11 protein-coding genes are annotated in these 14094 nt (G+C 30.3%); 2 read left to right on the forward strand and 9 right to left on the reverse strand.

The genetic code is table 11. The features are described 5' to 3' along the window. Window positions 1-743: carboxy terminal-processing peptidase (locus tag KA468_RS00005; RefSeq protein WP_291240899.1), on the forward strand; the 743-nt coding region annotated here is incomplete at its 5' end. Between the two features lie 65 nt (window positions 744-808). On the opposite strand, the gene rodA is transcribed toward KA468_RS00005, so the two are convergent. The 6 genes from rodA to purH form a co-directional block, all read right to left on the reverse strand. Further along, window positions 809-2065: a rod shape-determining protein RodA gene (rodA, locus tag KA468_RS00010; RefSeq protein ID WP_291240900.1), complete on the reverse strand. Its 1257-nt coding sequence runs from the start codon at window positions 2063-2065 to the stop codon at window positions 809-811. A gap of 52 nt (window positions 2066-2117) precedes the next feature. Next, a complete protein-coding gene (locus KA468_RS00015) occupies window positions 2118-4061 on the reverse strand; it encodes a penicillin-binding protein 2 (RefSeq protein ID WP_291240901.1) in 1944 nt (647 codons plus the stop codon). Next, window positions 4058-4564 (reverse strand): rod shape-determining protein MreD, encoded by a 507-nt coding sequence (locus tag KA468_RS00020; protein WP_291240902.1) that lies wholly within the window; start codon window positions 4562-4564, stop codon window positions 4058-4060. The genes KA468_RS00015 and KA468_RS00020 overlap by 4 nt, the downstream gene beginning before the upstream one ends. Beyond that, complete coding sequence (gene mreC, locus KA468_RS00025) at window positions 4564-5400, reverse strand: rod shape-determining protein MreC (RefSeq protein ID WP_291240903.1); 837 nt, start codon at window positions 5398-5400, stop codon at window positions 4564-4566. The genes KA468_RS00020 and mreC overlap by 1 nt, the downstream gene beginning before the upstream one ends. Window positions 5401-5411: 11 nt before the next feature. Further along, window positions 5412-6440 carry a rod shape-determining protein gene (locus tag KA468_RS00030; RefSeq protein ID WP_291240904.1) on the reverse strand — a complete coding sequence of 343 codons (1029 nt, stop codon included), beginning with the start codon at window positions 6438-6440 and terminating at the stop codon, window positions 5412-5414. A gap of 142 nt (window positions 6441-6582) precedes the next feature. Further along, on the reverse strand, window positions 6583-8109 hold the full coding sequence (purH, locus tag KA468_RS00035; RefSeq protein ID WP_291240905.1) for a bifunctional phosphoribosylaminoimidazolecarboxamide formyltransferase/IMP cyclohydrolase: 1527 nt from the start codon (window positions 8107-8109) through the stop codon (window positions 6583-6585). 155 nt (window positions 8110-8264) lie between these two features. Between purH and KA468_RS00040 the strand changes: the two genes are divergently transcribed. Continuing rightward, window positions 8265-9515, forward strand: a complete 1251-nt coding sequence (locus tag KA468_RS00040) for an ABC transporter permease (RefSeq protein ID WP_291240906.1) — start codon at window positions 8265-8267, stop codon at window positions 9513-9515. Between the two features lie 73 nt (window positions 9516-9588). Here the strand turns inward: KA468_RS00040 and KA468_RS00045 are convergent, their stop codons facing one another. The 3 genes from KA468_RS00045 to KA468_RS00055 all read right to left on the reverse strand — a co-directional run bounded on the left by KA468_RS00045 (window position 9589) and on the right by KA468_RS00055 (window position 14094). Further along, on the reverse strand, window positions 9589-12300 hold the full coding sequence (locus KA468_RS00045; protein WP_291240907.1) for a TonB-dependent receptor: 2712 nt from the start codon (window positions 12298-12300) through the stop codon (window positions 9589-9591). Between the two features lie 13 nt (window positions 12301-12313). Continuing rightward, window positions 12314-13180, reverse strand: coding sequence for a GLPGLI family protein (locus KA468_RS00050; RefSeq protein WP_291240908.1), 867 nt, complete (start codon window positions 13178-13180; stop codon window positions 12314-12316). A 77-nt stretch (window positions 13181-13257) separates the two neighbouring features. Then, window positions 13258-14094, reverse strand: a complete 837-nt coding sequence (locus KA468_RS00055) for a GLPGLI family protein (protein ID WP_291240909.1) — start codon at window positions 14092-14094, stop codon at window positions 13258-13260.

The following is a 14094-nucleotide window of genomic DNA, read 5'->3' on the forward strand; positions in this document are numbered from 1 at the left end:
CAGAAATATTTGCAGCTGCAATTCAGGATTATAATAGAGGAATTATTATTGGAAGTAAACAATCATACGGAAAAGGAACAGTTCAGAATGTATTTGAATTAAACGAATTTGTTCGTGGTAATCAATATGGTGATTTAGGAGCTTTAAAAACTACTACTCAAAAATTTTATAGAGTTAGTGGTGGTTCTACACAATTAGAAGGTGTGAAAAGTGATATTGTAATGCCAGATCGTTTTAGCTATATGCAAACAGGTGAAAAAGATGAAAAAAGTGCATTACCTTGGGATAAAATCGAACCTGCAAATTACACGCCTTTACAGGTAAGTTTTGATAAAGTAATTGCTAACAGTAAAAAAAGAATTGCAACGAATGATAACTTTAATTTAATTTCTGAAAATGCAAAATGGATTAATGATAGAAAAGAAGACAATTCTATAAGTTTAAATTATGCTGCGTATAAAAAAGAAATTGCCGATATTGAATCGCAAACTAAAAAATTTAAGAGTCTTGATAAATTTAAAAACAACCTAAATTTTAATTCGTTACCCTACGAATTAGAATTGATGGCGAGTGACGAATTACTGAAAGAAAAGCGTGAAAGATGGCATGCTGAATTAGTTAAAGATATTTACATGACTGAGACCTTAAATGTACTTACTGATTTAACCGTTTTAGATACTAACAAACCTGTTGTTAAAACTAAAAAGGAGAAAAAAGTAAAAGAAAAATTAGCTTCAAAATAGTTTAAAGATTTATAATAAGAAGCTATTCAATTTGAATGGCTTTTTTATTATGTTATAAACGAATGTTACCACTCATTAACTTTATTCGCATCTAATTTTATAAAAATAAATAGCATAATGGTAAACGCCCATAAACTGGAACCACCATATGAGAAAAAGGGTAGTGGTACTCCAATAGTTGGGAACAATCGTATAAGCATAGCGATATTTACAAAAAAGTGGGTAAATAAATACGTGGCAACACAATAGCCATACACTCTACTAAATCTTGTTTTTTGTCGTTCTGCAAGGAATAATATTCGTAAAAATAAACTTACAAATAATCCAATAACTAATACATTGCCAACAAAACCCCATTCTTCGCCTACAGTTGTAAAAATATAGTCGGTATGTTGCTCGGGTACAAATCCACCTTTTGTTTGTGTGCCTTCTAAATAGCCTTTACCAAAAAATCCACCTGAACCAATGGCAATCATAGATTGATTTAAATTGTATCCTTCGGCTTTCATATTTACATCTTTTCCTAAAAGCACATTAATACGATCTTTTTGGTGGGGTTCTAAAACTTTATCATATACATAACTAACCGAAAAGGAAAAAAGTGAAATTGCAATAAAAATTAATCCGTAAACAATAGGATTTCGAGAAATTAGTCGATTAAAAATAAAATGAATCACCATAAATATTCCAATAAATGAAATTAAATATATGGGTTTAATGATAAGTGCTAAAAGGAAAGTAGCGATTGAAATGGCTCCAGTCCATAAATACCAACCTGGTAATCCTTCTCTAAATAAGACAAAAATTAAGGATAAAAAAATCATTGCACTTCCTGTATCTGGTTGTAATAAGATGAGTATTACGGGAAGCCCAATAATTGCAAACGCTATATATTGAAAGTTCTTTTTAGCTAAATTTACTTGTGCATCACTCAAATATTTAGATAAAAGCAAGGCTACGGCGGTTTTTACAAATTCTGAAGGTTGAAATCCAAATCCTCCGAATTGGTACCAGTTAGTTTGTCCTTTTTTGCTTACTCCAAATACGAATAGACCTAAAAGTAGTGCAATTCCAATTCCATAAAATACAGGAGAAAATCGTTCAAATACTTTAGAATCTATAAATAATATGGAAAATATTATTGGAATTGTAATTAACATGAAAATTAATTGTCGACCATAATGCTGGCTAAAATCGAATGTATATTCTTGATTAGCAGGAACGGTAACAGAATATATAGTCATCCATCCAAAAACTACTAGGATGAAGTATAACAAAATGGTTATCCAATCGATGGAATTACTTATATCTTGGTTTTTCATTTGTGTTTATTTTCCGCTTGTATTGGAATTTTTTAGATATAATATTAAATGATTACTTTTTGTTCTCCGCCACTTTTTTCTTTTCTACTTCTTTCTTAGATTTTAATTTCATTCTAAGTGAATCTGCTTTATCTATCTTTGGTTTGTGAATGGAATCTTTACTTTGATATAATTTTCGATATTGATAATTTAAATTTCCTTCTAACATTCGTTTTTCTAAATCTTTTCGAGTAATTTTCTTATTTAAATACTTTTCAATCATCAAAGTAGCTATAGGTCCAGCCCAAGTGTTTCCAAAATGCCCATTTTCTACAATCACTGCAATGGCAATTTTCGGGCGAATTCTTGGCGCAAAAGCTACAAACTCTGAGTGGTCTTCAAGCTGAACGCGTTTTCCATTTATTTTGGCAAAATTTTCAGCAGTACCTGTTTTTCCACAGATTTCTAAACCGTCAACTCCTAAACCAAACGCAGTTCCTTTATTGTATACATCAAATAAACCATTTACTACAGGGTCAAAATGTCTTCTATCAATAGTTGTAATATGTTTTGTGGTATATTTTGAATCAATTTTTTTTCCTTTGATGTTTTTTATAATATGAGGGGTGTAATAATAGCCTCTATTTGCAATAGTTGCCATCATATTTGCCAATTGAATAGGCGTCATAGAAACTTCCCCTTGACCAATTGAATTTGAAATAATAGTTGTAGAACGCCATCCACCATTTGGATAAAAATGTTCATAGAATTTTGAAGTTGGAATATGTCCTTTTCTACCAGGAGGTAAATCATAACCCATAAAGTTTCCTAAACCAAAACTTTTTAAGTGATTAGCCCAAGCATCAACTCCGTCTTTAGGTCTTTTGTACTTTTCAATGGTACGTTTATATACATTTGCGAAATAGGTGTTACAAGATTTGTAAATACCAAAATTTAATTGCACTACACCACCTGGACAGTGACATCGCATAAATGCACCACGCCCATAAGAAAACCCATGGCTACACGTAAATGACGTTTGGGTGTCAATTACACCTTCTTGTAATCCTACTAAACCTGTAAGAATTTTAAAAGGAGATCCTGGAGGGAATTCACCCAATAATCCTCTGTCAAATAATGGTTTAGCAATGGAATCATTGTATAATTTTGTGTAGTTTTTTGAACGTTGTCTACCAACTAATAAAGCTGGATCGTATGAGGGGGCAGTAACTAAAGCTAAAATTTCACCCGTACTTGGTTCAATTGCTACAATTCCACCGCGCTTATTTATCATTAATTCTTCGCCATATTTTTGTAGTTCTCCATCTATAGATAAAGTTACATCGCTACCTTGTTTGGCAATGGTATCAAATTTACCTTCTTTGTATGAGCCAATTTCTCTATTGTGTTTGTCTTTTAGTATATATTTCACCCCTTTTACCCCACGTAACATTTCTTCGTATGCTTCTTCAACACCTTGTCTACCAATTAAATCGCCACTTTTATAATAGGGATTATCTTTTATAATTGCATCGTTAACTTGCGTGATAAATCCAAAAATATTGGCGCCATGTTTTGTTTGATATTCTCTTAAAGATCGTTTTTGAATATAAAAGCCCGTGTATTTTCTTATTTTTTCTTGAAACCCAGCGAATTCCATTTTATTTAATTGCGGTAGAAAAAGCGAAGGCAATCTTGGACTATAAATTTTAGCTTTTCCTATTTTTTCTAAAAATTCTTCTTTTGTAATTTGAAGGATTCTACAAAATTCAAGTGTGTCAATTTCTTTTACTTCATTTGGAACAACCATAATGTCATATGATGGCTGATTGGCTACTAATAGCTTTCCGTTTCTGTCATAAATATAACCTCTTTCAGGAAAATCGAATTTTATTTTAATGGCATTATTTTCCGATTTTATTTTTAAAGTATCATCAATAATCTGTAAATAAAAAAGACGAACCAATAACAGGATAGCGGATATAATGATAAGGGTTGGTAATAAAGTCTTTCTCATCGTTTATTAGGTTTAATCAAGTAAATACTAATAATACAAATTGCAAATGTGAAAATAGTGCTCAGAATAGTCCGTGTGATAATTTCAAAAAACAAATCGAATCGGTATAATTCTAAACTAAAAAGTATCAAATGATGAAAAACGATTGCAGACATAATAAAGGTAAATCGGTCTACAGATAATTTATCGGCTATTCTGATGGTTTGGTATTCGTAACTTAAACCGAATGCAAACTTTAAGAAGAAAGGTCTAAAGTATGCTAAAAGTAACGAGGCAGTTGCATGTACTCCGCCACTGTCACAAAATAAATCCATAAGTAGACCCAAACAAAAACTTGCGGCAATAAAACCAGATTTGTTGGAGTTAATTGGGTATAAAACAATAAAAAGCACATACAAATAAGGATTAATCCAACCGCCTAATTTTACTTGTTCAAGCACAACAATTTGTATTGTTAGTAAAACAATAAAACGTATGAAATTTAAAATGAAGTTATTATTCATTATTGCTTTGTTGGATCTTTTTCTGTTTCTGCTTCCAGTGTTTCTTTTTCTTTTTTCTTTTTATTTTCAATAACATATACATAACCAAGTGATGTCATATCGTTGAAAAGTCTTACATTGATAACAAATTTGTTACTGGTTTTTTCGGCAAATATTTGTTCAATTTTTCCAATTGGAATGTTTTCAGGAAATATCGCAGATTGTGCACCAGTTACAATAGTATCGCCTTTTTTTAATGTGGCTAATTTTGGTACATCAATAAGTTGCACATAGCCTACATTTTTACCGTCCCAAGTTATTGAACCAAAATGATCAGAATTTTTTATCTTTCCGTTTAATGGGTTTTTGGTATGAAGAATACTGATAACTGTTGCGAAGTTTTTAGATGTTTTTTCAATTATTCCAACTACGCCTTTATCGCTAATTACAGCCATGTCGGTTTTCAGACCTTCAAATGAACCTTTACTTAACGTTAAAAAGTTTTCTTGTTTGGTGTAAGAATTTTTTATCACTTTAGCTTGTCTCACAACAAAATCCGATAAAATATTTGGTACTACAATTTTACTTTCTAAAATTGTGTCTTTTTTGTTGAATAAAATTTCTTTTAATCGTGCATTTTCTCTTGCTAAATCTTCATTTTTTTGTTGCAATCCAAAATATTCTTTCACATTATTTATTTTGCCATAAGTATAACCTGAAAATGCGTTAGAAGAATTAATATACTGACTTCTATGATAAGAATGTGATTTAATTGTAAGCGTTAATGAAATACCCAAAAGCAGCAAAAACAGCAATTTATAGCTGTTTTTTATAAGAAAAATTATAATTTGCTGCATGTATTACGTGCTTATTTAATTAAAATATTTTTGTACTTCGCTAAGTTTTTAAGTGTCATTCCAGTTCCTCTTACAACCGCTCTTAAAGGGTCTTCAGCGATATAAACAGGTAAATCTGTTTTCAATGAAATTCGTTTATCTAAACCTCTTAACATAGAACCTCCACCAGCTAAATAAATACCTGTATTGTAAATATCTGCGGCTAATTCTGGTGGTGTTTGAGATAACGTTTCCATAATAGCATCTTCAATTCTTTGAATAGATTTATCTAATGCTTTAGCAATTTCTCTGTAAGAAACATCAACTTGTTTTGGTTTTCCAGTTAATAAATCACGTCCTTGAACCGACATATCTTCTGGTGGACTTTCTAAGTCTTCGATTGCGGCACCAATTTGTATTTTAATTTTTTCCGCTGTAGTTTCTCCCACAAATAAATTGTGTTGCGTTCTCATGTAGTAAATAATGTCGTTGGTAAACACGTCACCAGCAATTTTTACAGATTTATCACAAACAATTCCTGCTAATGCTATTACTGCAATTTCTGTAGTTCCACCACCTATATCGACAATCATATTTCCTTTCGGTTGCATAATATCAATTCCAATACCAATTGCAGCTGCCATCGGTTCGTGAATTAAATATACTTCTTTTCCGTTAACACGTTCTGCAGATTCTTTTACAGCTCGCATTTCCACTTCTGTAATTCCTGAAGGAATACAAATTACTAAACGAAGTGCTGGCGTAAAAAGTTTTTTCTTTAATGCAGGAATGCTTTTAATTAACATTTGAAGCATTTTTTCAGACGCATCAAAATCGGCAATTACTCCATCTTTTAGTGGACGAATTGTTTTTATATTTTCGTGGGTTTTTCCTTGCATCATGTTGGCTTCTTTACCAACAGCAATTATTTTTCCAGTTATTCTATCTCTCGCAACAATTGAAGGACAGTCTATAACAACTTTATCGTTGTGAATTATTAGTGTATTTGCGGTACCAAGGTCAATTGCAATGTCCTCGGTCATAAAGTCAAAAAATCCCATATTTATTTGAAGGGTTTAGTATTTTGTGTAAATCTATTCAACTAACAAAAGTATAAAAATAAATTGGAATTATTTAAAATAAAAACGCATTAAAAAAATATTTTTTAATGCGTTTTAAAATAGCGGTATTTTTTAGCGTTTTTTAGTGTTTAAAATGACGTATTCCAGTCATCACCATCGCCACATTATTAGCGTTACAATAGTCAATACTTAATTCATCTTTTATAGATCCTCCTGGTTGAATAATTGCAGTAATTCCTGCTTTATTTGCAATTTCTACACAATCAGGAAATGGGAAAAAAGCATCACTTGCCATAACGGCACCAGTTAAATCGAAGTCAAACGTTTTGGCTTTTTCAATAGCTTGATTTAAGGCGTCAACTCTTGAGGTTTGTCCAGTACCAGAAGCACAAAGTTGGCGATTTTTTGCAAAAACAATTGTGTTTGATTTGGTATGCTTACAAATTTTTGAAGCGAATAATAAATCTTCAATTTCTTCTGCTGTAGGAGCTGTTTTTGTAGCTGTTTTTAATATTTCAGCTGAATCGGTAATATTGTCTTTATCTTGAACCAAAACACCATTTAAGCACGTACGAATGTTTTTGGCAGGTAAAGCCACATCGTTAATGACTAAAATGATTCGGTTCTTTTTTTCTTCTAAAATATCAATAGCTTCTTGGTCGTATGATGGTGCGATAACTACTTCGCAAAATAGTTTATTTATTTCTTCAGCTGTTGCTACATCAATATTTCCATTCGCAATAAGTACGCCACCAAATGCTGAAGTAGGATCACCTGCTAAGGCATCTAAATAGGCTTCTTTCATTGTAGCTCTTGTAGCTAAACCACACGCATTATTATGTTTTAAAATAGCAAAAGTTGGATCATTATGTTTAAACTCATTGATTAAATTTACAGAAGCATCAACATCTAATAAATTATTATAAGACAATTCTTTTCCGTGTAGTTTGGTAAACATTTTATCAAAATCTCCAAAGAAAAATCCTTTTTGATGTGGGTTTTCACCATAACGTAAAATTTGCCCTTTTTCTTCGCTAATTTTTAAATACGTATCTTCAGTATTGAAATAATTAAAAATGGCAGTATCGTAATTTGATGAAGTATGAAACGCTTTAGTAGCTAATAATTTTCTTTGTTCAATAGAAGTAGCACCTTGATTTTCAGAGTAAAAATTTAAGAAAGTAGTATATTCATCTACAGATGCCACAATCACAGTATCTTTAAAGTTTTTCGCTGCAGCGCGAATTAATGAAATCCCACCAATATCAATTTTTTCGATACTATCAGCTTCGCTTGCTCCTGAAGCTACTGTTTTTTCAAACGGATATAAATCTACAATTACCAAATCAATTTGAGGAATATCAAATTCTGTCATTTGGGCTACATCACCTTCGTGATCTTGACGGTTTAAAATTCCACCAAAAATCTTTGGATGTAAGGTTTTTACTCTACCGCCTAAAATAGAAGGATAAGAAGTTACATCTTCTACAGCTACAACAGGAACTTGTAAATTTTTAATAAAATCTTCGGTACCACCTGTAGAATAAATTGTTACATTATTTTGATGAAGTGCTTTAATGATTGGTTCTAAACCAGTTTTGTCAAATACAGAAATTAATGCCGATTTGATTTGTTTTGTGTGAGTCATTATGTTGTTGTTTGTTTTGAACTGCAAAAGTAACAATTTGATTAAGAAAATCCAATAGTTATAAACTGTAAATGAGAAACATTTCTAAATAATTTTCCTCTAAAAATTGTAACAAATATTCCTTTTCGACTACAAATATTTAAGATATACATTTTATGATACTATATATTCGTTTACTTAAAGAAAGTTTTGCTTTTGCTTTTAATGCTCTGATAAGTAATAAATTACGAACGTTTCTTTCTTTACTTGGAGTTACTGTTGGTATTTTTTCTATTATTGCGGTTTTAGCAGCAGTGGATTCATTGAAGAAAAATATTGTTGACAGTTTAGACGGAATGGATAAAAACACCATTTATTTATTCAAATATTCTTTTGGACCAACAGAAGTTGAAAAATGGAAGCGGGACCAATTTCCACATGTAAAATATGACGAATTTCAATATTTACAAAAAAGCATGGCGGATATTGATAAAATTTCATTTAATTTTTTTACGAATAATCAAAGTATAAAATATGACGACAATACGGTAAATTCTATTCGAGTGAAACCATCTACAAATGATTTTTTTGAAATTGAACCGTTTAAAGTAGATAAAGGTAGGTTGTTTAATGAAGCTGAATCCAATTCTGGAACTTCCGTAATTGTAATTGGAAGTGAAGTAGCAGAAGGTTTATTTAAAGGTAGTGAACCTATTGGAAAGCAAATCCGGTTATACGGGCAACGATATACTGTTATCGGCGTATTAAAAAAAATGGGTCAAAACGCCTTTGAGGATTCTAATGATGTGGCGGTTTTTTTACCTGTAAATAATATAAGAAAATTGTATGGTGACAACAGTGCAAATTTTACACCAGCCATTTTAATAAAACCAAAATCTGGTGTCGATATTGAAGAATTTAAAGCGGAATTAACCAATAAGATGCGAAGTATTAGAGGTATAAGAGCTGGAGAGATCAATAGTTTTTTTGTTAATATTTTGTCTGGTTTTACCAATTTTATTGATGATATTATTGGAAATATGAATCTTGCAGGATGGGGAATAAGTATTTTTTCTCTTTTAGTTGGAGGTTTTGGAATTGCAAATATTATGTTTGTTTCGGTAAAAGAGCGCACCAATTTAATTGGAATTCAGAAAGCTTTAGGTGCAAAAAACCGATTTATCTTGTTTCAATTTTTATTTGAAGCGGTAATTCTGGCTATGTTTGGTGGATTAATTGGAATCGTTTTGGTTTGGTTAATTGCCATAGTTTTAACTAACGTTTTAGATTTTGAGTTTGTATTGAGTTCTTTTAATATTTTATTAGGCTCAAGTTTGTCAATAATTATCGGATTAATTTCAGGGATTTTACCCGCTATTTCAGCTTCAAGATTAGATCCTGTAGAGGCCATTCGAACAGGAATGTAATTCTTTTATTCAATAAAAAAACCCGATTTGTTTTTGATGCAAATCGGGTTTTTTGGTTTTATACTTGTATTAATTATAACACGTATTTTAAGCTAAACACCACAAAACGAGGTTGAACATAAAAACTTGAAAAGTTTGTAGAACCACCTAAGGCATTAAAACTATTGTCGTTTAATGCAGTTGTATTTAATAAGTTGGTTGCACTAACTTTATATTCAAATTTACTATCCTTCTTTTGATAAGATAATGATGCGGTTAAGAAATCATATTCAGTATCAAAAGTTTTCGCTTTATCTCTATTGTGATAAAAATTGTATTCAGACGTAAAAGAAAAGGCATCTAAAAAGAAATATTCTAATGTAACCGATGGATTATCTACATAATTTATCTGGTTTTGAAAATCGTTAACTGTATAATCGTATGCCAATTCTATATTAGGGATTTTTTTAAAATTTGTTGAAAACCCAATTTTATAATTTTGTGTAAATGATTTGGTGTTCTGAATAAATTCAGAATTATCTGGATTTACACGGATATTGTTATTTGTACTTCTACTTATGCTTGCGCCTCCATTTGCTTTAAAATAACGGGCAAAAGATCGTCCATAATTAAAATTTCCAGAAAGTGATTCATTAGGAAAATTAGAATTGATATTTACCGAACTTGAAACCTGATTAATACCTGTTAATAATGCACGATTGGTAATGATTTCGGTTTGTTTTGTATAGGTTATATTAGCAAAAATATTTTCCATATTAAACATACTGAATTTAAAGAAACGTAAAGAGTGTACTTGTGAAATTGAATTTTCTAAGAATCTATTTCCGCTATATAAACTGTTATAATTTGAAAACACATACCCTTGTGCTAATTTAACTACATCTGTAAAATTGTTAGATAATGTAAAATTATATGTCAAAGTTTGTGATTTTTTCATTTGCCATAAAGCGTAAAAATCAGGTAAAACTCTATTGAAACTCATATTATTTACGCTGTTCAATTGGGTGTCACTGGTGTTAAATTGATGTATCGTAACTCCTGGATTGAAAGTAAATTTTCCCACTAACATTTTATAATGTAAGCCAACAAAAGCATCGTTAAAGGCATAATTTACTTTATTGGTGTTTTGGCTGTCAGATAAATTATTTTGTGTGCCATTATCTAATGTTTGAAACATATTTGAGTTAAAGTTTTGATACGAATACGTGTTTCCAATGGTAACGTTAATGTTACTTTTTGGTGTTACCATATAGTAGTAATCAAATTTTGCATCCGTTTTATTTGTTTTAATAAATCGGTTTTGATTGATGTTGTTTCTTGATTGAGTACTATTGTATCCTGATAAAATAAATGGTTGTATTTGTAAATTGGCATTATAAAACGGATCTTCTTGCTGAAATAAATTTTGCATTTCAAAAGCAAATACATTTTTGTCGTTTAGTGTATAATAGTAGTTTAAGTTTTGATTTAATGAAATGGGTTGTTGGTTTTTTTCGGTTAAAATATTCCCTTGTAAACTTGATACTACATTTTGTCTTTCCAATTGATCAGATGTTTTTAGTAACGCATCATAATCCAAGTGCATTTTAGTAGAAGGCACGTAACTACTACTTAATTTAAACAATCCTAAATTAGTTCTTTGTCTGGAATTATCTTGACGTGTTTCTGTAATATTTACGGTAGACCCATTCGGCAATTTATCGACACGATTGTATACATTGTCGGTTTGTAAATCGGTTTTGTTGTACGAATAAATACCAAATCCACTAATTGTCCATACTTTCGATGGATTGTAAGAGAAGTTCGCTGCGCCAAATTTCGCATCAATATTTTTAGCACGATTGTTTCTCATTCCTACAATTCCCAAATCATTTGAAGAAACATTGAAACTGGAACCTCCTTTTCGCATCATATTTTTAAATCCACCAGTAAATTTAAAATAGTCTTGCGTGGTAAGCGGTAACTCACCAATATTATTTAAATTTCCAATCAAATTGACACTGTATTTTGGATTATAATAAAACAGTTTTGGGTTAACAATTCCTCTGTTTTTTGAGTCGATAATTCCTTCACCAGCTAAAACATCACCAAACCAAAAGTTAGTTTTTCCTTGTTTTAGTTTAATATTAATAGCAATATTGTCTTCATTGTTTTCTAATCCTTTTAAATTAGAAACTTCATTATAATTTCTTAAAACTTGTACTTTGTCAATAGCATCTGCAGGTATATTTTTAACACCTAATTTCGTATCTCCATCAAAAAAATCTTTTCCATTCACCATTAATTTTTGTGCTGTTTTACCTTCAACGGAAATTTCACCGTCTTTATTAACAGATACGCCTGGTAGTTTTTTAAGCACATCTTCTAACTTTTTTTCGGTTCCATTAGTAAACGAATCAGAATTATAAATAATAGTATCACCGCTAATTCTTACAGGCATTTCTCGAACAATTTCAACCGTTTCAATGGTGTTTGAACTTGATAATACAATATTAAAATTTTGATTTTCTTTTGTTGTCGTAATTTTTTGTTCAAAAGGCGCATACCCAATATAACCGGCTTTGATAATATATTCTGTATTGGCTTTTAAGTTTAATGAAAATTCCCCTTTTTCACTGGTAATATTATACGCATCCATCGCTTTTGTAACTTGGTTAATGGCCATTACATTGGCGGTCTCTATAACCAAATTGTCGCTATCTTTTAGTATTCCTGAAACCTTTACCGATTGCGCATAACTTATTCCAGTAAGAAACAAGCTTAGTACTAAAATTATTTTTTTCATTTAGGTGTGTTTGTTAGTTTTTTATTTCACGAATCATAAATTCACCGTCATTATCTTCCATTTGTTTCTGCATTTTTTTTTCGTATTTTTCGTATTCTTTTTTGGAAATGACTTTACCAGAATTCGGAATTTTTATTTTAACTTTTTCGTTGTTTTTTAAGCTTACTTTGGTGCAAAAGTAAATATAGTTTTCATTTTCCAATTGTAATATTAATCCCGGCAGGCCCCAAACGCCATTAGGTCCAAAGCTAACAGGTATTTCACTAGCGTACCATGCTGTAATGGTTTGTGGTTCTGGTTTTTTCATTTGAAATAAAGTAGTTTTCCCGTTCTTTATTTTTTCCTGTTGACGTTCATATGCCTCTAAATCATTTTTAGAGACAGGTTCAATGTAAGTTGCTTTTACGCAATTATAATCACCAATTATTTTTGTTTCGTTGGTTATTTGCCAATCAATTTTTGGTAACGAATCTTTTATCACAAATTCATCACCAAAAATATCTTCTTCTGTATATGAAATTTTTTCTTTTGTATTCATATATTTATCTCCATCACCAGACATACTTATAGAAACCGATACCCCACCTTGTCCTGGTTTTGGCTTTTCCAATTCTACAATTTCCTCAAAAAGCGCTTCGTTTTTATTGAATGTTAAAAGATAGTTTTTTTGAAATGCTTTTTTCATAGCTTCTTCAAACGCTTCTTTATCTATTCCTGCTAAAGCATCTTTCGCCGATTCTTTTTCAGATTCTTTTGAAATAGAAACAGCTTCTTTTTTAGATTTATTTTGAATGGTTTGATATTCTACTTTTCCATAAAAATCTTGCCCAAAAAGGGTTGCAGAGAAAAGTAGTAAACAGAATTTAGATATATTTTTCATAATTTGAATTTTTTATATTATAAATAATTATTAGACTATTTTTTTTTTATTTGTTACAAATTTTAAAAATTTTATTTTTAGAATTTAGATTTAAGTTCTATAAATCCATTTTCATTTGTCATACTTTTTATTTTTTCTTCTTTTAATTCCTCAAATTCTTTCTGAGTTACTTTTTTGCCTGTTTTAGGTTTAATTATTTCCGTTTTTTCTTTTGGGTTTAAAATAATTTTAGAACATAAAATGGTTGTGTTTCCATTATGTAATTCTAGAATTAATCCTGGAAGTCCCCAAAATTTATCTGGTCCATTGGAAATTGGAATATCTAAAGTATACCAGGCTTCAATAATTTTTTCCTTAGGCTCAATTAATGTAATAAAATTTGTTTGTCCACTTTCTATTCTTTTTTTAGATTCTTCGTATTTCTTCCAATCTTTTTCTGTTACTGGAACTATAATTTGTGCTTTATAGCAATTGTAACTTCCTATTTGCTTTTGTTCATCTTTAATGATCCAATTCATTTTTTCAAGTGAATCGCAAACTAAAAATTCTTTCCCAAATATATCTCCTTCGTTTATAAAATTATTTGTTTTTAAATTTTTGTAATACTTTGATCCATTACCTGAAAAATTAGATCGAACTTGAAATTCTCCACCATTTGGTTGTGGCGAATCTAATTTTTTTTCCGTTTGATAAATTGATTCTTGCTCGTTAAATGTTAGGGTATAGTTTTTTTCTATTCCTTTTTTTAAACTTTCTAATATTTTTTCTTGCATTCCAGGATCTAAAGTTGAACTTGAGATTTGAGTATCACTCATATTTCTAATTGAAGTATAATAAGCTATTCCTTGGAAATTTTGTGAGAAGCTATGTGTACAGATTAGTGTAAATAGCGTAATTAAAACATTTTTTTTCAT

It is taken from the genome of Flavobacterium sp. (assembly GCF_017985075.1).
Taxonomy (GTDB): Bacteria; Bacteroidota; Bacteroidia; order Flavobacteriales; family Flavobacteriaceae; genus Flavobacterium.

Excerpts from the sequence above, each read along its gene's own strand:
- KA468_RS00015 (WP_291240901.1), bottom strand. The coding sequence starts at position 4,061 with ATGAGAAAGACTTTATTACCAACCCTTATCATTATATCCGCTATCCTG.
- KA468_RS00045 (WP_291240907.1), bottom strand. The coding sequence starts at position 12,300 with ATGAAAAAAATAATTTTAGTACTAAGCTTGTTTCTTACTGGAATAAGT.
- KA468_RS00040 (WP_291240906.1), top strand. The coding sequence starts at position 8,265 with ATGATACTATATATTCGTTTACTTAAAGAAAGTTTTGCTTTTGCTTTT.
- KA468_RS00030 (WP_291240904.1), bottom strand. The coding sequence starts at position 6,440 with ATGGGATTTTTTGACTTTATGACCGAGGACATTGCAATTGACCTTGGT.
- KA468_RS00020 (WP_291240902.1), bottom strand. The coding sequence starts at position 4,564 with ATGAATAATAACTTCATTTTAAATTTCATACGTTTTATTGTTTTACTA.
- KA468_RS00055 (WP_291240909.1), bottom strand. The coding sequence starts at position 14,094 with ATGAAAAAAAATGTTTTAATTACGCTATTTACACTAATCTGTACACAT.
- KA468_RS00050 (WP_291240908.1), bottom strand. The coding sequence starts at position 13,180 with ATGAAAAATATATCTAAATTCTGTTTACTACTTTTCTCTGCAACCCTT.
- rodA (WP_291240900.1), bottom strand. The coding sequence starts at position 2,065 with ATGAAAAACCAAGATATAAGTAATTCCATCGATTGGATAACCATTTTG.
- mreC (WP_291240903.1), bottom strand. The coding sequence starts at position 5,400 with ATGCAGCAAATTATAATTTTTCTTATAAAAAACAGCTATAAATTGCTG.
- purH (WP_291240905.1), bottom strand. The coding sequence starts at position 8,109 with ATGACTCACACAAAACAAATCAAATCGGCATTAATTTCTGTATTTGAC.